The organism is Martelella limonii (assembly GCF_013344475.1).
GTDB lineage: Bacteria > Pseudomonadota > Alphaproteobacteria > Rhizobiales > Rhizobiaceae > Martelella > Martelella limonii.
This window is the reverse complement of sequence record NZ_JABUOU010000001.1, coordinates 877,329-900,339: the sequence shown is the minus strand read 5'-3', so window position 1 is coordinate 900,339 and position 23,011 is coordinate 877,329. Positions and strand designations below refer to the sequence as shown.

The following is a 23,011-nucleotide window of genomic DNA, read 5'->3' as shown; positions in this document are numbered from 1 at the left end:
TCGCCAGTCAGCGCGTGCTGCTACACCAAAGCCCAGATATAGCCGCCGTAAGCCACCAGCATCGCAGCCCCCGTCGCCCGGTGGAATTTCGGGGCGAAGAACAGCATGGCGGTGAAGAACACGGTTGCGGCCAGCATCACCGGCACGTCGAAGGTGGCGAACCCTTCAGGCACCGGCAGCGGCGCGATGGCCCCAGTGGCGCCGAGGATGCAGAGGATGTTGAAGATGCAGGAGCCGGTGACATTGCCGATCGCGACATCGGAATGGCGTTTGACGGCGGCGACGATTGCGGTCGCAAGTTCCGGCAGGCTGGTGCCGAGCGCCACCACCGTCAGCCCGACCACCGCATCGGAAATGCCGAAATGGGTCGCCAGTTCGGTCGCGCCGCGTATGAGCAGTTCCGCGCCGGCAATCAGCGCCAGCAACCCGGCTGCGATCTGAAGCGTCATCTTCCAGACCGGGCTTGCGCCATCTTCCGGCAGTTCGGGCGTCGTGTCACTGGCAACGGCAAACCGGTAGGTTCTGAACAGGAAGAGCGCCAGCAGCGCCAGCAGGACGAGGCCGGCCACCCGGCCGATGATTTCATATTGTACCAGAAACAGCAGTAAAACGCTCGAGCCGGTCATCACGGCGGCGTCGCGGCGGACATTCCTGTCCCAGCCGGAAATCGGAAAGATCACCGCCGCCGCGCCGACAATCAGCAGGATATTGGCGATGTTGGAGCCGACCACATTGCCCAGCGCAATGCCCGGCGATCCGGTCAGCGCTGCGCGCACCGAGACCAGCAGTTCCGGCAGGGATGTGCCGAAGCCGACGATGACGATGGAGGCGATGAGGGGCGATATGCCGAGCCTGCGCGCCGTTGCCACCGCGCCCGCAACCAGCCACTCCGCCCCGAAATAAAGCCCGACGAGCCCGAGCGCGATATAAAGAAAATCCAAGTCCTGCTTCCCCTGCCGCCAATGTCTCTGGGCATATGGGGGCTCCAGCGCGGGAGACAATGTGCGGGGCAGGAAAACGGCAGGGGAGCCATGTGTTTTCAGAACATGGTAGCCCATCCTCCTCCACGGGCCGTCATCCTCGGGCTTGTCCCGAGGAGCTAGTCACATTTCGGGCGGAGTGGGTGGCCTGGAATACGTCGTATCCTGTCCAACTTTCTTGTCCGAGACGCCTGTCGTGCTGATCCGTGTTGAGATGCTCGGGTCAAGTCCGAGCATAACGGCAGAGGACAAAGCGGACTTTCTCAACAAACCGCGTCTCCTTCGCAAGGGGCCTTTGCAGGGCTATGCGGAGCCGCTTCAGATCGGCGCGGGAAACGCCCGGTGCACCCTGGCGATATCGCCGAGAATGTCATCTGTCATTGCGATATCGGCAGCGGCGATGTTGGTCGCAAGCTGTTCCATCGTCGTGGCGCCGATGATGGCGGCGGTCACGAACGGGCGCGACAGAACGAAGCCGAGCGCCATCTGCGCGGCGTCGAGGCCATGCTGCTCTGCCAGCTTGCAATAGGCGTCGACCGCCGGTTCCTGGTACTCCTGCATCCGCCCGCCGAGATCGGGCGAGATCGTGATGCGTGAGCCTTCCGGGCGGCGGCCATTGCGGTACTTGCCGGTCAGCAGCCCGGTCGCAAGCGGCGAAAAGGCCAGCAGGCCGACATCTTCGTGATGGGCAAGCTCTGCCATGTCGAGATCATGGTGTCGGTAGAGGAGGTTGTATTCGTTCTGGATCGTCGAGACCCGCACGCGATCCTTCGCCTCGGCCCGCGCCAGATATTTCATCGTGCCCCAGGCGGTTTCATTGGAAAGGCCGATCGCGCGGATCTTGCCGGCCTTCACCAGATCGTCCAGCGTGTCGAGCGTTTCGGCGATGTCGATGCGGACCTGGTGGCGGTCCTGGCCGAAGGGGGAATAGGACCAGGAATTGCGGAAGTGGAAGTGGTTCCGGTTCGGCCAGTGCACCTGGTAGAGGTCGACATAATCGGTGTTGAGCCGCTTCAGGCTCTGGTCGAGCGCGGTTCGGATGGCATTGGGCGTCAGCGGCTCGCCGTTTCTCACCCACGGCCTGCCGGGACCCGCCACCTTGCTTGCGAGCACGATGTCGTCGCGCCTGCCGCGCGCCTTCAGCCATTTGCCGATATATTCCTCGGTGCGGCCATAGGTTTCCGGGCCGATCGGGGTGACGGGATACATCTCTGCGGTATCGAAGAAGTTGACGCCGTTTTCCACGGCATAGTCCATCTGGGCGCACGCCTCGTCCAGCGTGTTCTGTGTGCCCCAGGTCATGGTGCCAAGACAGATTTCGGATACCTTGATGCCGGTGCGGCCCAAACTTTTGATTTTCATGAATTTACCTTGAGAAACGGCTGGCGTGACAATGGGGCGACTTTAGCCGCTCGCGTCGGTCGCGCAAGCGTGATGCCGCGTTTTCCTGCAACTTTCCTGGATGGGCGAAAACCCCGTCGCCCTTGACTTGCCCGTCCGAAACGTCAAATGGAGAACGAAACCGCCGCATTCCACCAAACAAGGAACGCGCGGGGAGGTTTCACCGCTAAGAGGCTGATCGAGATGAGCGTTGCATTCACCTTTCCCGGACAGGGAAGCCAGACTGTCGGCATGGGCAAGGCGCTGGCTGACGAATTTACTGCCGCGCGGCTGGTGTTCGAGGAAGTCGACGATGCGCTGGGCGAGAAACTCTCCGCCGTCATCTGGGAAGGCCCGGAAGACCAGCTGCAGCTGACGGCAAACGCCCAGCCGGCGCTGATGGCGGTGTCGCTTGCAACCGTGCGGGTGCTGGAAGCCGAAGGCCTCGATCTCGGCAAGGACATTTCCTATGTCGCCGGACATTCGCTCGGCGAATATTCGGCGCTCTGCGCTGCCGGCACCTTCTCGCTTGGCGATACCGCGCGGCTTCTGCGCATTCGTGGCAACGCCATGCAGCGCGCCGTGCCGGTGGGCAAGGGCGCGATGGCGGCGATCATCGGGCTTGAGTTCGACGATGTCGACGCCCTTTGCGGCGAGGCGTCTGCCACCGGCGTCTGCCAGATCGCCAACGACAATGGCGGAGGACAGGTGGTGATCTCCGGCGAGAAGGAAGCCGTTGAGAAGGCGGTTGCGATCGCAACCGAAAAAGGCGCCAAGCGGGCGCTGATGCTGCCGGTCTCCGCACCCTTCCATTGCGCGCTGATGGCGCCCGCCGCCGATGCCATGGAAGAGGCACTGGCAGAGGTCCGTCGCGGCGAACCGGTGGTGCCGGTCATCGCCAATGTCCGCGCCGCCCCCGTTTCCGATCCTGACGAGATTGCGAGGCTTCTGGTCGAGCAGGTTACGGGCCGGGTGCGCTGGCGCGAAACGGTGAGCTGGTTTGCGGCAAACGAAATCGAAACGCTCTATGAAGTCGGCGCCGGCAAGGTCCTGACCGGTCTTGCGCGGCGCATCGAACGCTCCTTGAATGGCGTTGCGATCAATGCCCCGGGCGACATCGATGCCGCGCTGAAGGCGATCAAGGGCTGAACCCGAAACGGCCCGCTTCTGCGGGCATTCATCTGACGAGGTTATGACATGTTGGATCTAAACGGCCGCAAGGCGCTTGTTACCGGCGCCAGCGGCGGCATTGGCGAGGCGATTGCCCGCATGCTTCACGCACAGGGTGCAACCGTTGGCCTGCACGGCACGCGGGCCGAGAAGCTTGAGGCGATTGCCGGCGAGCTCGGCGAACGCGCGCATGTGTTTCCCGCCAACCTTTCCGATCGGGATGCAGTCAAGGCGCTTGGCGAAAAGGCCGAGGCCGATCTCGGCGGCGTCGACATCCTGGTCAACAATGCCGGCATCACCAAGGATGGCCTGTTCGTGCGCATGAGCGATGCCGACTGGGAAAGCGTGCTGGAGGTCAATCTCACCGCCGCATTCCTGCTGACGCGCTCGATCATGCATCCGATGATGCGCCGCCGCTTCGGCAGGGTGATCAACATCACCTCGATCGTCGGCGTCACCGGCAATCCGGGCCAGGCCAACTACTGCGCGGCCAAGGCAGGCATGATCGGTTTCTCCAAGTCGCTGGCGCAGGAAGTCGCGCCGCGCAACGTCACCGTCAACTGCGTAGCGCCCGGTTTCATCGAGACCGCGATGACCGACAAGCTCAACGACAAGCAGAAGGAAGCGATCCTCGGCGCCGTGCCGATGAAGCGGATGGGAAGCGGTGATGACATTGCGGCCGCCGTGGCTTATCTTGCGTCCAACGAGGCCGGCTACGTGACGGGCCAGACCTTGCATATCAATGGCGGCATGGCCATGATCTGAAGATGACGGCACGCGCTATGCGTGCCGTTGAAAATGCTGGAGAGACCGGCAATCCTATGCTTTTAGGGCTTTGCGGCCACAACAAAGCATGGTAAGCGGGCCGGGACTGCCAAGAACAGTCCAGCGAGCGAACCCCGGTCTTGCGGCCGGGATTTCGATTTAAGTGGGCTTTGGTTCACATATCTGCCGCGGCATCTTCCCTGTTGGAAAGAAGGCGGCTTCCACATAGCGGATGTTTATGACATCCGGTAGAACTTGAGACAGGTCGAGGAAACCGACATGAGCGATATCGCAGAACGCGTTAAGAAAATTGTAGTTGACCACCTGGGCGTGGATGCCGACAAGGTTGTCGAAAGCGCAAGCTTCATCGACGATCTCGGCGCCGACTCTCTCGACACCGTCGAGCTGGTCATGGCCTTCGAAGAAGAATTCGGTGTTGAAATCCCTGACGATGCCGCCGATTCGATCCTGACGGTTGGCGACGCCATCAAGTTCATCGAAAAGGCCCAGGCCTGATTTCGTGAAAATTCCGGGCGGCATTCGGGCATAGCCTGAAGCAAGCCTTTCATGGCCCGGTCATTCGGGCCATTTTTTTGTCCGGAGTTTCGCTGCGCTGACGTTTTGCGCTGTCTGAAACTGCGTTTATAGTCTGGCGCTGACCGATTCAGAATGGCTCGGAGAAAGCCGTGTCTATCGGCGTCATGACAGGAATCTTTTGAAGGAATGGGGGGCGATCCACCAATGAGGCGTGTCGTAATCACCGGTCTGGGCATGGTCACACCGCTCGGCTCAGGGGCCGAGGTCACCTGGAAACGTCTGCTGGAAGGCGTCAATGGCGCAAGCAGGGTCACGGCGTTCGAAGTTGACGACCTTCCCGCGCAAATTGCCTGCTCCATTCCCCTTGGCGATGGCAGCGACGGCACCTTCAATGCCGATCAGTGGATGGAGCCGAAGGAACAGCGCAAGGTCGATCCCTTCATTACCTATGCGATGGCAGCGGCCGACATGGCGCTTGCTGATGCCGACTGGCATCCGGAAACCGACGACGACCAGATCTCGACCGGCGTCCTGATCGGCTCGGGCATCGGCGGTCTCAACGGCATCGTCGAGGCCGGCTACACCCTGCGGGACCGTGGTCCGCGCCGCGTGTCTCCGTTCTTCATTCCCGGCCGTTTGATCAATCTGGCGTCCGGCCAGGTTTCGATCCGCCACAAGCTCCGCGGTCCGAACCATTCGGTCGTGACCGCCTGCTCCACCGGCGCGCATGCGATCGGCGATGCCAGCCGCATCATCGGCTTCGGCGATGCCGATGTGATGGTTGCCGGCGGTACCGAATCGCCGATCTGCCGGATTGCGCTCGCCGGCTTTGCGGCCTGCAAGGCACTCTCGACCGATTTCAACGATGATCCGCAGCGCGCTTCGCGCCCCTATGATGTCGACCGCGACGGTTTCGTCATGGGCGAGGGCGCCGGCATTGTCGTGCTTGAAGAACTGGAACATGCCAAGGCCCGCGGCGCGAAGATCTATGCCGAGGTTGTCGGCTACGGCATGAGCGGCGACGCCTTCCACATCACCGCGCCGAGCGAAGACGGCGAGGGCGCATTCCGCTGCATGACGGCGGCCCTGAAGCGGGCCGGCATCGCGCCGTCGGAGGTCGATTACATCAACGCCCATGGTACCTCGACCATGGCGGACACAATCGAACTCGGTGCGGTTGAGCGGCTTCTGGGCTCGTCGGCGAGCAAGGTCTCAATGTCGTCTACCAAATCCGCGACCGGCCATCTTCTGGGTGCTGCAGGCGCGATCGAGGCGATCTTCTCGACGCTTGCAATCCGCGACAATATCGCCCCGCCGACGCTCAATCTCGACAATCCGGAGCGTGAGACGCAGATCGACCTGGTGCCCAAGGTTGCGCGCAAGCGCAATATCGATATCGCCCTGTCGAATTCCTTCGGCTTCGGCGGGACGAACGCCTCGCTGGTCTTGAAGCGCTTCGCCGGCTAGGGCCGGCGTCACATCTGAAAAAGAAACGGCTGACATTTTGCAGCCGTTTTTTTATTGAACGACAGCCTGTGCTCGCCGCGTCCCGCCCGGGACGATTCGATGGCGGGCGTGGATCGGCAGCGCTATTGGCGCGCCGGCAATGGCGGGGCCGAGCAACGGCTTCGGCAAGACATGGGTCAAGCGGGCATCGCGATGTCCGCACGGAAAATGCGACAAGGGGGTCCGGTGAGCGGCTCGGATCAGGATAATGGGCGCGCAAACGCGCCGGAACGCAGGCCTGCCTCGGTAAAATCCGCAAAGCAGGCGCTGAGGCCCGAACGTGTACCCCAGCCGAGGCCGCGTTCGAAGAAGGCGAGAAGCCCTGTCGTGGTTTTCATGAACTTCATGATGACGCTTCTGGTTCTTTGCTGCGTCGGGGCGATTGGCGTCTATTACTATACCATGTCGCGCTATCAGGATCCGGGTCCGCTTGAGGCCGCGCAGGAGTTCAAGGTGCGCAGTGGCGCTGGCCTCGCAACTATCGCCGTGGACCTCGAGCGCGAGGGGATCATCTCCGACTCGCGGATTTTCCGCTATGTTACGGCCGCCCGTTTCCGCGATGGTGAAACCATCAAGGCCGGCGATTACGAGATCGAGGCCGGTGCATCGATGCAGGAGATTGCAGACCTCTTCGAATCTGGGAAATCGATCCTCTTCAGCATTTCCTTTCCCGAGGGGCTGACCGTTCGCCAGATCTTCGACAAGCTTGCAGCAGACCCCAATCTCTCCGGCGACCTGCCGGACGAATTGCCGCCCGAGGGCAGCCTGATGCCGCAGACCTTCTCGTTTGCGCGCGGCACGCCGCGGACGGACATTCTTGAACAGATGCGTGCCGGGCAGGAAGCGCTGATCGACGAGATCTGGCTGACCCGTGAAAAGGATCTGCCGATCGAGAACAAGGACGAGTTCGTGACGCTCGCCTCGATCGTCGAGAAGGAAACCGGGGTTCCTGATGAGCGGCCGCAGGTTGCTGCCGTCTTTCTGAACAGGCTCGGCCGCGGCATGCGCCTGCAATCCGATCCGACCGTGATTTACGGCATTTTCGGCGGCGAGGGCAAACCCTCGGACCGGCCGATCTATCGTTCCGATCTCGACAAGGAAACGCCCTACAACACCTATCGCATCAACGGCCTTCCGCCGGGTCCGATCGCCAATCCGGGCAGGGATGCGCTGGAAGCGGTCGCAAACCCCGCGCCGATCGATGCGCTCTATTTCGTCGCCGATGGCACAGGCGGCCACGCCTTCGCCAAGACGCTCGATGAGCACAACGCCAATGTCCGCAAGTGGCGCAAGGTAGAGGCCGAGCGTTCGTCAAACTGAACCGCCCGGATGCATCCGGAACACGCATCGGTTTCAACCTCAAAAACCGGTGCGATTGAGGATATGTGGCGTTCCGGCTGCGGTTCAAATCCTGTAGGCTCGGCGCCGGAAGCGACAGCGAGGGATCATGACGCAGCAATCGATGACAGGCTTTGCCAGAAGCAGCGGCCATCGCGACCGTTTTCGCTGGAGCTGGGAGTTGCGGTCCGTCAATGGCAAGGGTCTCGATCTGCGCCTGAGGCTGCCGCAGGGTTTCGATCATCTGGAAAGTGCGATCAGAAAGCAGATCAGCGCAAGGCTGCAACGCGGCAATGTACAGGTGGTGCTGAATGTCAGCGTTTCCGACAGCAAGCTGGAACTGGTGGTCAACGAAACGGCGCTGAAGGCGGTCATGGAGCTCAAGTCCCGGCTTGCGTCTCAACTCGATGATTCGCGGCTGACGCTTGAGGGTCTGCTTGTCATGCGCGGCATTGCGGAACTGCGCGAGGCGGAGGAGCAGGGCGAGGCTCTGAAATCGCGCGAGTCGCTGATCCTTGCTGATCTTGGCGTAGCTGTCGAACATCTTGCCGCCATGCGCGCCGAGGAAGGCGAAAAGATCGTTGCCATGCTTGGCGAGCAGATCGATCAGATCGAGACGCTGACCGCTTCGATCGAGGCCGATCCGTCCCGGCAGCCCGCGGTGATTGCGGCAAGGCTCGCCGAACAGGTCCAGCGCCTGATCGAGGCCGCGCCCGCACTTGATGGCGAGCGGCTTTATGCCGAGGCGGTGCTTCTTGCCACCAAGGCGGATATCCGCGAGGAAACGGACCGGCTTCACGCCCATGTGGCGGCAGCGCGCAAGCTTCTCGCCGAAGGTGCGCCATGCGGGCGCAGGCTCGATTTCCTGGCGCAGGAATTCAACCGCGAAACAAATACGATCTGTTCCAAGTCCAATTCTGTGGCTGTCACCACTGCCGGCCTTGAATTGAAAACGGTGATCGATCAGTTTCGCGAACAGGTACAGAATTTGGAGTGACCATGGCAGACGATGTGAGCGGTTCCGGCAAAAGGCGCGGCGTGATGCTGGTGCTGGCCGCACCTTCGGGCGCGGGCAAATCGACGATTGCGCGCAGGCTTCTCGCCGAAGATCCTATGATCGACCTTTCGATCAGCGCCACCACGCGCCAGATCCGCGCCAGCGAACGCGAGGGCGTGCATTACTTCTTCATGGATCCGGAAGGCTTTCTGAAGAAGCGGGACGCGGGCGCCTTTCTGGAATGGGCCGAAGTGCATGGCAACTACTACGCGACGCCAAAGGCTGCCGTTGAAAAGTCGCTCGCCGAAGGCCGCGACGTGCTCTTCGATATCGACGTTCAGGGCGCCGAGCAGCTGAAACAGTCGATGCCGCGCGACGTTGTCGGTATTTTCGTCCTGCCGCCGTCGATGGAGGCGCTGCGGGCGCGTCTGATGGCGCGCGCCGAAGACAGCAAGGCGGCGATGGATGTGCGCCTGAAGAATGCCACAGGCGAGATCGCGCGCTGGCGCGATTACGAATACGTCGTCGTCAACGATGACCTGGAAGATGCTTATGATCTCGTCAGATCGATCCTGAGGGCCGAACGGGCCAAACGCGACTATGAAACCGTAATCCCGGATCACGTGTCGCGCCTGCTCGCCGAATAGGCCGCTTCTTCCCGACGGACAGCAACGCCGCATGGCCGCCCGGAGCGATAAGCAAGGGCGGCCATGCGGCGTTTTCATTCAGGCCTTCGAGGCTCTCAACCGCGCAGGAAGCGGGCAACCGCGTCGATCTCTTCCTGCCGGATCTCGTGGCCGCCCGGATGAAACTGGGTCGTAAGATCCGCCTTCTGCGATCCGAAATATTCAATCAGCGCGTGGGTGCCTGAAGGCGGACAGATCGGGTCGCGTTCGCCTGCGGTGATCAGCACGCGCTTGTCCTCAAGTCCGGCATTGTCGTCCGGCGTCCACGGGATCAGCGGGTGGAGCAGGGCGGCGCGATCGAACAGGTCCGGGCTTTGAAACAGCACCGAGGCGAGGATGTTGGCGCCGTTTGAATAGCCGATGCCGTAGACCGCGCGGCCGGGATTGTCGCTGCGATGCTTCGCGATGAAACGGCGCATCTTCTCCGTGCGGGTGGCAAGGTCGTCCATGTCGTAGACGCCTTCGCCGGTGCGCCTGAAGAAGCGCAGCGCGCCATGTTCCGAAACATCGCCGCGCGGGGAGACGATAGCCGCGCCGGGCAGCAGCTCGGTGACGAGCGGAACGAACTGGTTTTCATTGCCGCCCGTGCCGTGAAAGCTGAAGACCAGCGGCTGGTCCGGTGCGCCGTTGCTGGTGAATGCCTGATAGGTTTCTTCGGTCATGGTGTTCTCCCTCGGCAGGGCGGACCCGGCCGGTTTTATTGGCGGTTAGCGCGCGCTCGGCTGGAACGCGCGCCTTCCCACACTCAGTCCTTGATCGGCGTCAGGATCTGCTCGATCCGGGCGCGGTGCTGCTCGTATTGCGGCGGTAGCTTAAGCGCTTCACCCAGATGGGCGGTGTCCTCGTCGGCATCGAAGCCGGGCTCATTGGTCGCAATCTCGAACAGGACGCCACCCGGCGTGCGGAAGTAGATCGCCCAGAAGTAGTTGCGGTCGATGACCGGCGTGACCTGGTAGCCCGTATCCATCAGCTGCTTGCGGACTTCGAGCTGCGCTGCCCGATCTTCCACGGCAAAGGCGATGTGGTGGACGGAACCCGCGCCTTGGCGGGCGGCATTGGCCGATGGCAGGGTCTGGATATCGATCACATCCGCTCCATTGCCATTGCCGATCGCATAGCGGGTCCAGTCATCATTGCTGTCGACCTTCTCGTAACCCATGAAGCCGAGCAGTTCGGCGGTCGCGCCGCTGTCCCTGAGGCGCATGCTGGCGCCGTGGAAACCGCGGATCGCTTCCGCTTCCGCAATGTCGCCCTTCAGAAAGCCCGCACGGTCGTCATTGTCGACTTCGACAAGGCCAAAGCCGTCGCCGTCGGGTCCTGCGAAATGAAGGCGCTTTTCGCCGAAAACTTCGCTCTCTGCGATCTTGCCGACATTGAGGCCTGCGAGGCGCTCCTTCCAGAAGCCGAGCGAACCCTTCGGAACCGCAAACAGCGTCTCGCCGACTTCGCCCGTGCCGGGCTTGCCGGCGGCGATATGCGGGAAGGGGAAATAGGTCATGACCGAGCCCGGCGTGCCGGTTTCGTCGCCATAATAGAGGTGATAGACATCGGGCGCGTCGAAGTTGACGGTCTTCTTCACGCGCCGCAAACCGAGCGTGCCGGTGAAGAAATCGTTGTTCGTCTGTGCATCTGCCGCCATCGAGGTGATGTGATGCAGGCCTTTGATCTGCTGTAACATCATGGTGTTCCTTGTCCTACGGGGCCGTTGCCTCGTTTCTGGAAATAATATGATGGCTGCGTTTGGAGACGTGAAGCGAAATAAAATTGAATTTATTGTTGCAGTGAGCGTAATAATGGGCGGATGAAGGATCTTTCGGACATTCGCGTTTTCCTGAGCGTCGCAGCGCTCGGCAGTTTCGCAGCGGCCGCGCGCGCGCTCGCCATGACCCCGCCCAGCGTGACGAGGGCCGTCGGCGCACTCGAGGAACGGCTTGGCGTGCAGCTCTTCGTGCGCACCACGCGCCAGGTGTCGTTGACGTCTGCCGGTGCGGTTTATGCTGCCAGGATGGGGCCTCTGCTGAAGGCATTCGACGATGCGGCCGAGGAGGTGCGCGCGCAGGAGAGCGCCATCAGCGGTCTGATCCGGCTTAATGCGCCACTGTCGCTCGGCCAGCAGATTCTGCCGGATGTCCTCTCGGGGTTCCGTGCGGAAAATCCCGCCATCTCCCTCGCCGTCACTCTGACCGACAGTTTTGTCGATATCGTCACGGCGCCATACGATCTCGCGATCCGCATTTCCGGGCCGCCGGATGACAAGTCCACGATCTGGCGCAAGCTTTGCCCGATCCGGCGGGTCCTGGTTGCCTCGCCCGGCTTTCTTGCCGCCAACGGCGTCCCCGAAACCCCGGATGATCTGCCGGCCGCTGCCTGTCTCGCCTTCGATGCGGAGGCCGCGGGCGAAAACTGGGAGCTCACGAGTGCCGGCAGACGACGCCGTCTGCGTGCAGGCGCCGTTCTTGCCGGCAATAATGGTGAGCTTCTTGCAAGGCTTGCGGAGAACGGCGAGGGCGTGGTGATGCTCCCGCATTTCATCGTCGAGGAGGCGCTTGCCGCCGGGCGGCTCGTCCAGGTTCTTCCAGACTGGACGCCGCCGGAACTCTGGCTCACCCTCTATTATCCGCCCTATGAGCGCCTGCCGATCCGCGTCGCACGGTTTTCGGATTTCTTCGAAGCCTATGTCACGCGGGTTAGACCCTTATGAAGTGCTTGCCGAATGGCGGCAACTTCTCTACCTCTTTGCCACGATTTCGTTCGCTCAGAAGGACTTGATGCGCTTATGGCAAAGGCAATCTATCGCTCGCCGGCTCTGACCGGCGCCTTCTGGATGGTGCTTGCAGGCGTGGTCTATGCCGCCGGCAATGTTCTCATCCAGCAGGTGACGATGAATATGGGGTTTGCCGCCTCGTCGGTCGCCTTCTGGCAGTATGGCATCGCGCTGGTGTTTGCCGTGCCCTATCTCTGGCGCACCGGGCTTTCGGTGATGCGCACCAGCCATCCCTGGCAGCACATCATCCGGGTTGCCTTTTCCGCGCTGGGCGTTCAGGCGTGGGTGATCGGCCTTGCCTCGGTTCCGATCAGCCAGGCGATCGCGCTGGTGATGACGTCGCCCTTCTTCATCATCGTCGGGGCCAAGCTTTTTCTGGGCGAACGTGTCGGGCTATCGCGGTGGATGGCGACGGCTGTCGGCTTCACCGGCGCGCTCCTGATCCTTCAGCCCTGGTCGGAAACCTTCACATGGGTCGCGCTCTTGCCGGTGGCTTCGGCGCTTCTGTGGGGCGCCACCTCGTTGATCACGAAGCGCCTGACCGAGCACGAGAAACCGGAATCTATCACGGTCTGGCTCTTGATGTTGCTGACGCCGATCAATCTTCTGGTCGCGGTGAGCGGGGATTTCGCCGTGCCGGCCGGCGCGGTGATCTGGATCATGCTGGCGCTCGGCCTGCTGACGGCGCTGGCGCAGTATTTCCTGACGCTTGCCTATTCCAGCGCCGATGCCGCTTATGTCCAGCCTTTTGACGACCTCAAGCTTCCGCTCAACGTGCTGGGCGGCTGGCTGGTGTTCGGCTATGCGCCGGACGGCCTGTTCTGGCTTGGCGGGGTCATGATCCTCTGCGCGTCGCTCTCGATCATGCTGATCGAGCGCCGCCGCGAGCGCTGATTGCGGGTTGTCACCGTCCTGTAACGTCTGCGTAATCCTGCTGTCACACATCTCGCTCAGAACCCTCGCAGAGATCTTTGCATCAGAGGGGTTTTTCCATGCGATTCCGTCTTACCGGAGCGGCCGTGACTGCCGCGCTTCTTGCCTCGGCCGCATTCCCGGCATCCGCCGAACCGGTCTTCAACCGTATCTCGGTCTTCAGCGTTGCCGGCAACCTGCCCGCCGACATGGACCCGGCGACGGAAACCTCGGCAGAAATCATTGCCGCGAGCGAAGACGGCAACACGCTGGTTTATACCGACAGCCCGCTCGGCGCGCTCGGTTTCGTCGACATCACGGATCCGAAAGCGCCTGCCGCGCTCGGCATCACCAAGCTCGATGGCGAGCCGACCTCGGTTGCCGTTGCCGGCGCAAAGGCGCTGGTCGGCGTCAACACGTCTGAAAGCTACACCGCGCCGTCGGGTTTCCTCGGCGTGGTCGATATCGCCTCGCGCACGCTCGAAAGCCAGTGCGATCTTGGCGGCCAGCCCGATTCGGTTGCCGTGTCGCCGGATGGCTCGATGGTGGCCATCGCCATCGAGAACGAGCGCGATGAGGAGTTGAACGACGGCGAACTGCCGCAGATGCCCGGCGGCGATCTGGTGATCATTTCTCTGAAAGACGGCGTGGCTGATTGCGGCACGATCAAGCATGTCGTCATGACCGGCTTTGACGAAATGGTGGCGCCCACCGATCCCGAACCGGAATTCGTCGATATCAATGCCGACAACGAGATCGTGCTGACGCTTCAGGAAAACAACGGCATCGCCATCATCGACGGCAATACCGGTGAAGTAAAGAACCACTTCTCGGCTGGCACCGTCGATATCAGCGGCGTCGACACCGAGAAGGATGGCAAGCTTGATTTCACCGGCTCGCTTTCCGGTATCGCCCGCGAACCCGATAGCGTGAAGTGGCTCGACAATGACCGTTTCGCCATCTCCAACGAAGGCGATTACAAGGGCGGCTCGCGTGGCTTCTCGATCTTCTCCGATACCGGCGAACTGCTTTACGATTCCGGCAACTCCTTCGAGCGCGCCGTCGCTTCCATCGGCCACTTCCCGGACAAGCGCGCCGGCAAGAAGGGCGTCGAGCCCGAAGGCATGATCAAGGGCACGTTCGGCGGTACCGATTACCTGTTTGTCCTGTCGGAGCGTGGTTCCGTCGTCGGCGTCTATGACGACAGCGATGGGAATGCGCCTGAACTCGTGCAGCTGCTGCCATCCGGCCTGTCGCCGGAAAGCGGCGTCGCCATTTCGGATCGCAACCTGCTGGTGACGGCCAACGAGACCGATCTCGGTCCGGATGGCGGCGTGCGGGCGCATGTGATGCTCTATGCCTATGAGGACGCGGAGCCGAACTATCCGCAGATCCTGTCCGATGTTTCGCGCGATCCGCTGATCGGGTTCGGCGCGCTGTCCGGTCTTGCGGCCGACCCGTCGGATGCCACCAGGCTCTATGCCGTCAATGACAGCTTCTATTCCGCACAGCCGTCGATCTTCATGATCGATGCCTCCAAGAAGCCGGCGATGATCACCGATGTTATCCGCGTCACCCGTGACGGCGCTCCGGCCGAAAAGCTCGATCTTGAAGGCATCGTGACCGATGGCAAGGGCGGTTTCTGGCTCGCCTCCGAAGGCAACCCGGAAAAGGAAGTTCCGCACGCCGTCTACCATGTTGATGGCACGGGCGCGATCGTTGACACCATCGAGCTTCCCGAAGCGCTGCTTACGGGCCAGACCCGGTTCGGCATGGAAGGCATCACCACGGTCGGCGAAGGCGATGACCTGACGCTATGGATGGCCGTCCAGCGCGAATGGGCCGATGACGACAAGGGCTTCGTGAAGTTGCTGGCCTACACGCCCGCGACCAAGGAATGGGGCGCTGTCGCCTATCCTCTGGATGCAGCCGAAAGCGGCTGGGTCGGCCTTTCCGAGATCACCGCCAGCGGCGATTTTGCCTACATCGTCGAGCGCGACAACCAGATCGGCGAAGCGGCAAAGCTCAAGAAGCTCTACAAGGTCGCGCTCTCCGACATGCAGCCTGCCCCGATCGGCTCTGATCTCCCTGTTGTAGAAAAGCAGGAAGCCGCCGATCTTCTGCCGCTGATGAAGTCGGCCTCCAATGGCTTCGTCGTCGACAAGATCGAAGGCTTTGCCATCGCCGCCGATGGCACAGCCTATGCCGTGACCGACAATGACGGTGTCGACGACAGCTCGGGCGAGACGCTGTTCTTCACCGTTCCGCTGAACTAGGTGGGGTCCGTCTTACTGAAAGGCCGGGGGCTCAGCACCCGGCCTTTTGCATTCATGACCGTGCGAAAGGCCATACAACCGCGTTCTTCAGAGGTTTTCCGCGAGCGTGCAGAATTCGGCGATGCTCAGCGTCTCGGCGCGACGGGTCGGGTCGATATCCGCCTTGGCCAGCAGCGCCTCGCCGCCAAGGCTCTTGAGGCTCTGGCGCAGCATCTTGCGGCGCTGGCCGAATGCAGCCTGGGTCACCTTTTCAAGGGCTGGTGCTGCCACCGGCAAAGGCGTCTGCCGCGGTGTCAGATGCACGACGCTCGAGGTTACTTTCGGCGGTGGCGTGAAGGCCTGGGGAGGGACATCGAAGGCGATGCGCGCCTCGGTCCGCCAGCCCGCCAGAACGCCGAGCCGTCCGTAGTGATTGTCCCCGGCCTCCGCGACGATGCGCTGGGCGACTTCCTTCTGGAACATCAGGGTCAGCGATTCCCAATAGGGCGGCCAGCTCTCGGGAAGCAGCCAGTTGACCAGCAACTGGGTACCAACATTATAGGGCAGGTTGGCAATGATCTTGACGGGCCTGTCAGCACCAAGCGCCGCGAAATCCGTCTTGAGCGCGTCGCCGCTGATGATCTCGAGCCGGCCCGGATAGTGGGCGGCGATTTCCTCAAGGGCTGGCATACAGCGCTCGTCGCGCTCGATCACGGTGAGGCGCGCGGCACCCAGCGACAGGATCGCCCGCGTCAGGCCGCCAGGGCCCGGGCCCACCTCCACCACATGCGCGCCTTGAAGATCACCTGCCGTGCGCGCGATCTTCTGCGTCAGATTGAGGTCGAGCAGGAAATTCTGTCCGAGCGCCTTCTTGGCGTTGAGTTCATGGGTGGCAAGCACCTCGCGCAGCGGCGGAAGGTCGTCGATCTGGCTCATGCGGGGCTCCTGGAAAGCCGGTCGGCGAGCTGCAGCGCCTCTTCTAGGCTGCGCGGATCGGCAACGCCCTTTGCGGCAATGTCGAACGCCGTGCCGTGATCGGGCGAGGTGCGCACGAAGGGCAGGCCCAGCGTCACGTTGACGCCCTCCTCGAAACCGAGCGTCTTGACCGGGATCAGCGCCTGATCGTGATACATGCAGATTGCTGCGTCATAGCGGGCACGCGCTGCGGCATGGAACATGGTGTCTGCCGGAAGCGGGCCGACGGCGTCGATGCCTTCTGCCCGCAGCCGCGCGATTGCGGGGCGAACGATTGCCTCATCCTCGCGCCCGATGGTTCCCTGTTCGCCGGCGTGGGGATTGAGGCCCGCAACCGCCAGACGCGGCGCGGCAAGCTTGAAGCGCGCGATCAGATCGCGATGGGTAATGCGGATCGTGTCGACGATCAGCGATTCCGTCAGCGCTTCTGCGACGTCCTTCAGCGGAATGTGGATGGTAACCGGCACGACGCGAAGCTTGGAGCAGGAGAGCATCATCACTGGCCGGAAGGCTTCCCCCGTTGCGCGCTCCGCAAGCGCTGCCAGAAATTCGGTATGGCCGGGATGGGCAAAGCCTGCGCTGTAGAGCACGGACTTGGCGATCGGATTGGTGACGACCGCGCGCGTTCTTCCCTCATGGGTCAGTTGCACCGCCATTTCTATGGCGGCAATGGTACCGGCACCAGTCGCGGGGTCGGGCGTGCCCGGTGAGACCGCACCTGCGCTCGGAAGCGCCATCACGGGCAGCGATTCGTCGAATAAGGCGGACGCGTCCTCCGGCGTGCTGGATCTGATTGGCACATCGATGGCCATCATGGCCGCCCGGGCTGCAAGGACAGCTGGATCGCCGACATAGACGAAGGCTGGCGTGCCGGTCTCACGTCGCCTGTTCCAGGCTTTCAGTGCGATCTCCGGACCTATGCCCGCCGGGTCGCCCTGGGTCAGTGCCAGCGGCACCATGTCATGCTTTTCCAAGGACTAGTTGCCCGGTTTGACGATCTGTGCCTTTGCGCGCAGCTCTTCGAGATACTTGTCGCTCTCGGCATCCATGTCGACCTCTGCCGAATCTTCCTTGGCGCTCAGAACGAGGCGCGCGGCGTAATCGTCGGTCGCGGTCTTGCGCTCGCAGACGGCGAGGAACTCCGCGCCTGCGGGCGTCGTGATCACCGATGTGGTGTTACCGGTGGATTTGACAACGGCGCTCTTCCACTGGTCGGGAAGCTGCGGCTCGAGAAAGCGACCGAGATCAACGACGGCGACGTCGTTCTGGCCGGCGGCGAAGGCAATGGCCTGGTCGCAGCCGGGAAACGACTTGCGTGCTGCCTCTGCCTGTGACTTGCGCTTGCCGAGCAGGGCGCCGCGTTCCTTCTCCGGCACCACGAAGATGATCCGCTTCAGGAGATATTCGGTGGTCTCCGGCTTCTTGCCTGCCTTCTCGGCCGCCTCGAGCTGCGGAATGAACTCCTTGTCGGGCAGCATCGTGCTGCTGCCGTAGCGCGCCCGCACGAGTTGGCCCCAGCTCATGCTGACGGCCATGAAGAATTTGAAGTGATCCGGGCCAACGCCTGCCTGATTGAGAATGTTGCTCATCTGGGCGACCGACATCTTGTTGCCGGCGGCAAAGTTCGCAAAGGCGGCATCGACCTCAGCCTGGCTGACCGATGCGCCGCGCAGCGCGATTTCCGACTGTTTCAGCGCCTGATCGACCATCGCCTCCCGCGCCTTGGAGTCGCTTGCGCCCCTCTCGCCCATCAGGCGCAGAAGGTTCTTGCGCTTGGTGATGTCATCATTGGTGATCGGAACGTTGTTGACGATCACCGCTATGTCGACGGTCTTGGCGAAGGCCGGAGCCGCGGGCGCGCCAATGAGCGAGGCCGTGGCAATCATCACGGCGGCAAGGGCAGTCACGGAAAATCTGGCGGCGTTCATGTTCTTTCCTTTCCCCGGCCGGGCGACAAAGCCGTCGCGGCCGCATCCCAATCTCGTTTCGCGGCCTGGCTGAGCGAACGCCTGCGGGCGTAACGCACGGACGCACCGTGTCCTCAATCCTTCAGGAGACATGTGAGGCCATGCGCCGCGTCCCATGCCGATCCCGCGTTTTCAAGGAAATGTTTTGTCTATTTCGGAGGCAAAAGCAAGGCATTGCAAAGATTCGATGTTGCAGGCTACCGAGAATGCTCTGCCGAATTAATTGCTGCCGATCGCGATATCGCCCAGCGTGCGCAGCGTCAGTCGCGCGCCAATGGTCCAATCCACGCCATTGGTGTTATCTGTATCATAATTGTCCTGATAGGTGATCGAGAACGAGGTGCAGATGTCCTCGTAGCTCAGGCCCACCCAACGCCGCGTCAGCACATTGTTGGTGAGATCGTAGGTCAACGAGCCCGAAATGCCCCAGTTCTCGTTGAAGCGCAGCGTGCTGGTGGACTTGATCTCGCTGTTTTCCTGCTCGTAGGCATAGCCCGGCTGGGCGGAAACATTGGTGTAGTCAAGCGCAGTATCGAAGCGCGACGAAGCATAGGTGATGCCCAGATCGGTGCGCTGCAACGAGAAGTCGTCCTTGTCGAAACGGCCCGAGGCGTTGATGCCGACGCCGAAGGGCAGGGTTATCTGTCCGGCGCCAACATAGTCGGAGCGGCTGCTTTCAAGGCCCGATTCCAGTCCGACGCCGACGAGGTCCGGCGAGGCAAACGAATTGGCACCGGCAAGCTGGAACGACTGGCCGAACAAGCCGTTGACCAGAATGCCATTGTCATAAACCCCGCGGTAGCGGAAGCCGACATTGGCACGGGTGCCGCCCTCGACGCGGTCATAACCGGAGAACTTGTCGCGATCGAACAGTGTTGACGCGTCGAAGACGAAGCTCTGGGCGTCTTCATTGGGCAGGCCGCCGGCATATTGCTCGTCGTTGCGAACATAAAGCTGGCCGATCGGTTCGAAGACGTGCGAGCTGAAACCGTTGGTGATCAGCATCGGGTAGTTGACTTCCATACCCGCCGTCAGCATGGCACGTGCGGCCGAATCCTGATCGACGAAATTGCCGGTATAGTTCAGGACTCCGGGATCGATCGAGTTCGGATCGTCGACATTCAGCAGATAGCCGTCCGCCCGTGCGGCAAGGATCGGGGTGAGCTGCAGCCCCTGGGGCGAGGTGTAGGTTTTCTTCCACTCGACCTCACTCGTCAGCCGCGTGCTGTTGCCCTGAAGGCCGAGGAAGCGATCATTGACCGATGTGACGTCGATGTCGTTCTTCTGGCGAACGATGTTGGTCAGGTTGTTGGTGACCGAAAGCTGGCCTCCGGCGAACGGGCGCGGCGCAATGTAGTCGTAATCGATTCCCGGAACCACGATCGCCTGCTCATCTTCGCTGGCGTTCTGGCTGTTGGCATCCTGCACATCGAAGTAGTTGCCCTTGATCGAAAGCGAACTCCGCTTTCCGAGCCCCTCAAGATAGACCTGGTTGTTGAAGATCCGGTCGTCATGGCCGTCGATGGAGTAGGTGCGGGCGAAATTGGTGTCGCTCTGGGCCATCACATCCCAGCCGAACACCCATCGCGGATTGATCTGGAACTGGGCAGTCGAAGCAATCATGCCGCGCGCATCGTTGTCAGCGTCGCTGGTGCCCGCAGCGAAGCGGTCGCTGCCCTGCTGGTCGATGCCCGCAACGCGCAGCGTGTGCTGGCCGTTGCGATAGCGTTTGCGGTATTCGCCTTCCAGCAGAACGCCCTGCAGCGTGTAGCCCGTCGCGGTGATGGTGACGTCAGAGCTTGGGCCAAGCGGAATGTAGTAGGGGACCGAAAGCCCGAAACCGAGATTTTCCTCCATGCTCATGGAGGGGAACAGGAAGCCACGCTTGCGCTTCACGCTGCCATCGGGAACCGTAACCGTGGGCAGCACGGCGATGGTATGTCCAAGCAGCTGGAAGCGGGGATGCTCGAGGCGCACCGTCTTGGTAACGCCGTTCTGGATCACGCGCTCGGCGCGGATCTGCCAGAAGGGCGGCTTTTCGGGATTTTCGGCGCAGGGTATGCAGGCCGTGTAGACCCCGTCCTCCAGAACCATCACGTCATTGTCGATGCGCGTCGCGCGCTCGCCAGCCATCGCGATATTGTCGGGCGTGCGCACGCTGATGGCATCGAGGAAGCCGTTGGCGAAATCGTCTGTCACGTCGAGCTTCTCGGCGCGCAGACGGTTGCCGTCCGGGTCGATGACCTCGATACCGCCGAAGGCCATCAGCTTTCCGGCCTTCTGGTCGTATTCGACCTTGTTGGCGACCATACGGTAGCCCGCGTAATAGATCTGCACGCCGCCAAGCGCGTAGACCTGCTGGCTGTCATGATTGTAGACGAGCTCGTTGGCGCTGAGCAGCATCGGCCCTTCATCGCCCGTGGGAGCGGACGGCAAGCCGACCTCCTGGGCAGAGGCTGTCTGGATGAAGCCCATTCCCGGCGGGGTCAATGCAGTGGCAAGAGCCAGCAGCCCGGCAAGGCGATATGTGCCCGTCATGCGCCGAACCACTAGCCGTCCTCCTGATGCAGTAATATCGTCAAACCCAACGCCATCGCCACGACAACCGGAATCCAGGCTGCGAGAAGCGGGGAGAGTGTGCCGCTACTGCCAAACGCCTTTACAAGAACACTCGAAACATAAAGCAGAAAGCCGCACAGGATGCCACCTAAAATAACCGTGGGAGATTGCGCGAAGCGCGAGAACTTAAGGCAGACCGTTGCTGCGATCAGTGTCATAGCGACGAGCAGGAATGGCAATGAAAGCAGATAGTTATACTGCGTTTCTAGAGCGCTGGTCGATGTCTGGAACTGTTTCGCCAGCGCGATTTGTCGCGGCAGGGCAAAAAAGCTGACAAGATCGGGCTGGGCCAGATGCTGCTGGACGAAGTCCTGTTCCAGATTGGTTTTGACCCGCACTTCGTCCATATGTGTGGATAATTCCCCGAGTTCCGTCTGGGTGACGTTATGGAGCGTCCACCAGCCCTCGCTCAGCACCGCGCGTTCTGCGTCCTGACGTTTTGCGATTCCATTCTGATCGTTGAAGTAGATCACGACGGCATCGATGAGCTCCGTGCCGTTCTCCGCAATGCCGCGACCGCCGATGATGGTGTCCTGGCCATCGGTGATCTGGCGCAGCCACGGCACCACCTGGTCCTGCTTGCCGCCGACCGCCTCCAGCCCCAGCGCCTTTTTCTGGCTCCAGGATGCAAGCGGGTTGAGCGCGAGCACGGCGGAAGCGCCAAGAAGCGCTGAACCGATGACGAAGGGCATGATGAACTGCCAGACCGAAATGCCGGCAGCGCGCGCCACCACCAGTTCATGGCGCCGGTTGAGAGCGATCAGTGTCACCATCGCCGAAAACAGCGCGATGAACGGGATCGTCTGCTGCAGAATGTAGGGCAAGCGCAGCGCCGTGATGATCAGGGCGTCAAACAGGTTCTGACCCGCCGATTCGGAAATGTTGCCGACGACTTCGCTGAAGTCGATCAGATAGATGATCGACACCACGCCGAACAGGAACCAGCCGACCGTGATCAGATAGCGCATGAAGAAATAGCGGCCGAGGACGGAGCTGATCATGCAGCACCCCCGTCATTGGTCTTTCGCGACAGACGCGGCAGCGATGATGCCAAGCGGCCGAGCGGCCCGGTTCCGCGCCGCGCCCGGCGCGGGCGAAGCAGAAGGTAGAGACCGACTGCAAGCGAAACCAAGATGATCGCATAGGACACATAGACGAAGACGGGATCGTTTTCGGCCTGGTTGGAGCTGAAATGCGACAGCAGTCTCAGCAGCAGCGTCAAGCCGAAAGCCGTCGCCATCGGGGGCGCGCGTCGTTCACGGTGAGAGCGCGCGTCGCCGACGATGACAATCGTGAAGATCGCGTAGATAAAAGGAAGCGTCCAGTCGGTCAGGCGGCGCGTCAGTTCGGCGCGGTAAGAGCCTGGATTACCGAGATAATCCGGATCGTCTTGTGGCGGGTTCAGCAGGTAGGCAAGCCCCCGGTCGGTAGCGCGGCGGTGGGTCTGGCTCTTGCCGCTGGTCAGTTCCGACAGGTCGAAGCTGTACGAATCAAACTGGACGATCGAAACTTCGCCCTGCTGATTTTCCCGCTGCACCTGACCGTCGCGCATGATCAGCTGACTGCCGCTCTCGTCGACGGCGCCTTCCTTGGCGTAATAGATGTAGGAATTGTCCGGTTCGCGATAATCAGCCACGAACAGCCCCTTCAGGACGCGGCCGGAGAGGCGCTCCGAAATCTGGATGTAGAGGCCGTCCTCCACTTCCCGGAACGACTTTTCCTCGATCACCGTCGACAGCAGGTCGGCATAGACGGAGGCGATCAGGAGACGGGCTTCGGCGCGGGAACGCGGTTCGATGTAATTGTCGAGCACGAAGGAAAAGGCGCAGAGCACGACCGCAAACATAAGGATCGGTCTGTAGATGATCGCGCGGGTGGCGCCTGCGCCATCGATCACGGCAAGTTCCGAATCATTGTTCATGGCCGTCAGCGTCTGCGCCGTGCCGAGAACGATGCCGAAGGGCAGGACCGTCGGGATCACGGTCGGCAGGATCAGCGTTGCGAGCGTCAGGAAGGAGAGGATCGACTGCCCGCTATCGGTCACCAGATTGATTCGGCCGAGAACCTGCGTCAGCCACAGCACGGCCAGCACCGGCAACAAGGTTGCCAGGAACATGCGCACAACGCGGGCCAATATGTAGCGTTCCAGTATCTTCATGC

The 23,011-nt window shown here is 61.8% G+C and carries 21 protein-coding genes; 10 read left to right on the top strand and 11 right to left on the bottom strand.

Annotation, left to right across the window (positions count from 1 at the left end; genetic code table 11):
- Positions 1-20: 20 nt before the first annotated feature.
- Together HPQ62_RS04175 and HPQ62_RS04170 are read right to left on the bottom strand one after the other, a co-directional pair.
- The gene (locus HPQ62_RS04175; protein WP_174801213.1) at positions 21-941 is read right to left on the bottom strand and encodes a calcium/sodium antiporter; all 921 of its coding nucleotides are present in this window, start codon (positions 939-941) and stop codon (positions 21-23) included.
- A gap of 357 nt (positions 942-1,298) precedes the next feature.
- Entirely contained in the window at positions 1,299-2,342 is a 1,044-nt protein-coding gene (locus HPQ62_RS04170) for an aldo/keto reductase (RefSeq protein ID WP_174801212.1), read from the bottom strand.
- A 222-nt stretch (positions 2,343-2,564) separates the two neighbouring features.
- Here HPQ62_RS04170 and fabD point away from each other — a divergent pair, with 222 nt between their 5' ends.
- From fabD to fabF, 4 genes are all read left to right on the top strand, one after another.
- The gene (gene fabD, locus HPQ62_RS04165; RefSeq protein ID WP_174801211.1) at positions 2,565-3,509 is read left to right on the top strand and encodes an ACP S-malonyltransferase; all 945 of its coding nucleotides are present in this window, start codon (positions 2,565-2,567) and stop codon (positions 3,507-3,509) included.
- Between the two features lie 48 nt (positions 3,510-3,557).
- Positions 3,558-4,295 carry a 3-oxoacyl-[acyl-carrier-protein] reductase gene (gene fabG, locus HPQ62_RS04160; RefSeq protein ID WP_174801210.1) on the top strand — a complete coding sequence of 246 codons (738 nt, stop codon included), beginning with the start codon at positions 3,558-3,560 and terminating at the stop codon, positions 4,293-4,295.
- A 279-nt stretch (positions 4,296-4,574) separates the two neighbouring features.
- On the top strand, positions 4,575-4,811 hold the full coding sequence (locus HPQ62_RS04155) for an acyl carrier protein (protein ID WP_018062986.1): 237 nt from the start codon (positions 4,575-4,577) through the stop codon (positions 4,809-4,811).
- 225 nt (positions 4,812-5,036) lie between these two features.
- Complete coding sequence (fabF, locus tag HPQ62_RS04150; protein WP_174801209.1) at positions 5,037-6,299, top strand: beta-ketoacyl-ACP synthase II; 1,263 nt, start codon at positions 5,037-5,039, stop codon at positions 6,297-6,299.
- Between the two features lie 239 nt (positions 6,300-6,538).
- Here fabF and HPQ62_RS21290 read toward each other — a convergent pair whose 3' ends face one another.
- On the bottom strand, positions 6,539-6,685 hold the full coding sequence (locus HPQ62_RS21290; RefSeq protein WP_425312591.1) for a hypothetical protein: 147 nt from the start codon (positions 6,683-6,685) through the stop codon (positions 6,539-6,541).
- A gap of 1 nt (position 6,686) precedes the next feature.
- Between HPQ62_RS21290 and mltG the strand changes: the two genes are divergently transcribed.
- The 3 genes from mltG (at position 6,687) to gmk (ending at position 9,320) form a co-directional block, all read left to right on the top strand.
- A complete protein-coding gene (mltG, locus tag HPQ62_RS04145) occupies positions 6,687-7,658 on the top strand; it encodes an endolytic transglycosylase MltG (protein WP_425312590.1) in 972 nt (323 codons plus the stop codon).
- A 127-nt stretch (positions 7,659-7,785) separates the two neighbouring features.
- Complete coding sequence (locus HPQ62_RS04140; RefSeq protein WP_174801208.1) at positions 7,786-8,673, top strand: YicC/YloC family endoribonuclease; 888 nt, start codon at positions 7,786-7,788, stop codon at positions 8,671-8,673.
- Between the two features lie 2 nt (positions 8,674-8,675).
- Positions 8,676-9,320, top strand: coding sequence for a guanylate kinase (gmk, locus tag HPQ62_RS04135; protein WP_174801207.1), 645 nt, complete (start codon positions 8,676-8,678; stop codon positions 9,318-9,320).
- A gap of 95 nt (positions 9,321-9,415) precedes the next feature.
- On the opposite strand, the gene HPQ62_RS04130 is transcribed toward gmk, so the two are convergent.
- Together HPQ62_RS04130 and HPQ62_RS04125 are read right to left on the bottom strand one after the other, a co-directional pair.
- Positions 9,416-10,021, bottom strand: coding sequence for an alpha/beta hydrolase (locus tag HPQ62_RS04130; protein ID WP_174801206.1), 606 nt, complete (start codon positions 10,019-10,021; stop codon positions 9,416-9,418).
- A gap of 83 nt (positions 10,022-10,104) precedes the next feature.
- A complete protein-coding gene (locus HPQ62_RS04125; protein WP_174801205.1) occupies positions 10,105-11,037 on the bottom strand; it encodes a ring-cleaving dioxygenase in 933 nt (310 codons plus the stop codon).
- 123 nt (positions 11,038-11,160) lie between these two features.
- Between HPQ62_RS04125 and HPQ62_RS04120 the strand changes: the two genes are divergently transcribed.
- The 3 genes from HPQ62_RS04120 (at position 11,161) to HPQ62_RS04110 (ending at position 15,311) form a co-directional block, all read left to right on the top strand.
- The gene (locus HPQ62_RS04120) at positions 11,161-12,060 is read left to right on the top strand and encodes a LysR family transcriptional regulator (protein ID WP_174801204.1); all 900 of its coding nucleotides are present in this window, start codon (positions 11,161-11,163) and stop codon (positions 12,058-12,060) included.
- A gap of 75 nt (positions 12,061-12,135) precedes the next feature.
- Positions 12,136-13,017: a DMT family transporter gene (locus HPQ62_RS04115; RefSeq protein WP_174801203.1), complete on the top strand. Its 882-nt coding sequence runs from the start codon at positions 12,136-12,138 to the stop codon at positions 13,015-13,017.
- Positions 13,018-13,115: 98 nt separating this feature from the next.
- Entirely contained in the window at positions 13,116-15,311 is a 2,196-nt protein-coding gene (locus tag HPQ62_RS04110) for an esterase-like activity of phytase family protein (RefSeq protein WP_174801202.1), read from the top strand.
- An 87-nt stretch (positions 15,312-15,398) separates the two neighbouring features.
- Here the strand turns inward: HPQ62_RS04110 and rsmA are convergent, their stop codons facing one another.
- The 6 genes from rsmA to HPQ62_RS04080 all read right to left on the bottom strand — a co-directional run bounded on the left by rsmA (position 15,399) and on the right by HPQ62_RS04080 (position 23,009).
- A complete protein-coding gene (gene rsmA / locus HPQ62_RS04105) occupies positions 15,399-16,226 on the bottom strand; it encodes a 16S rRNA (adenine(1518)-N(6)/adenine(1519)-N(6))-dimethyltransferase RsmA (RefSeq protein WP_174801201.1) in 828 nt (275 codons plus the stop codon).
- Positions 16,223-17,224: a 4-hydroxythreonine-4-phosphate dehydrogenase PdxA gene (pdxA, locus tag HPQ62_RS04100; RefSeq protein WP_174801200.1), complete on the bottom strand. Its 1,002-nt coding sequence runs from the start codon at positions 17,222-17,224 to the stop codon at positions 16,223-16,225. The genes rsmA and pdxA overlap by 4 nt, the downstream gene beginning before the upstream one ends.
- A gap of 18 nt (positions 17,225-17,242) precedes the next feature.
- Positions 17,243-18,193 (bottom strand): peptidylprolyl isomerase, encoded by a 951-nt coding sequence (locus HPQ62_RS04095; protein WP_174801199.1) that lies wholly within the window; start codon positions 18,191-18,193, stop codon positions 17,243-17,245.
- A gap of 258 nt (positions 18,194-18,451) precedes the next feature.
- Positions 18,452-20,770 (bottom strand): LPS-assembly protein LptD, encoded by a 2,319-nt coding sequence (locus tag HPQ62_RS04090; protein WP_174801198.1) that lies wholly within the window; start codon positions 20,768-20,770, stop codon positions 18,452-18,454.
- Between the two features lie 11 nt (positions 20,771-20,781).
- Positions 20,782-21,852: an LPS export ABC transporter permease LptG gene (gene lptG / locus HPQ62_RS04085; RefSeq protein WP_174801197.1), complete on the bottom strand. Its 1,071-nt coding sequence runs from the start codon at positions 21,850-21,852 to the stop codon at positions 20,782-20,784.
- Positions 21,849-23,009 (bottom strand): LptF/LptG family permease, encoded by a 1,161-nt coding sequence (locus tag HPQ62_RS04080; protein WP_244629537.1) that lies wholly within the window; start codon positions 23,007-23,009, stop codon positions 21,849-21,851. Before HPQ62_RS04080 ends, lptG begins: the two co-directional genes overlap by 4 nt.
- Positions 23,010-23,011 lie beyond the last annotated feature (2 nt).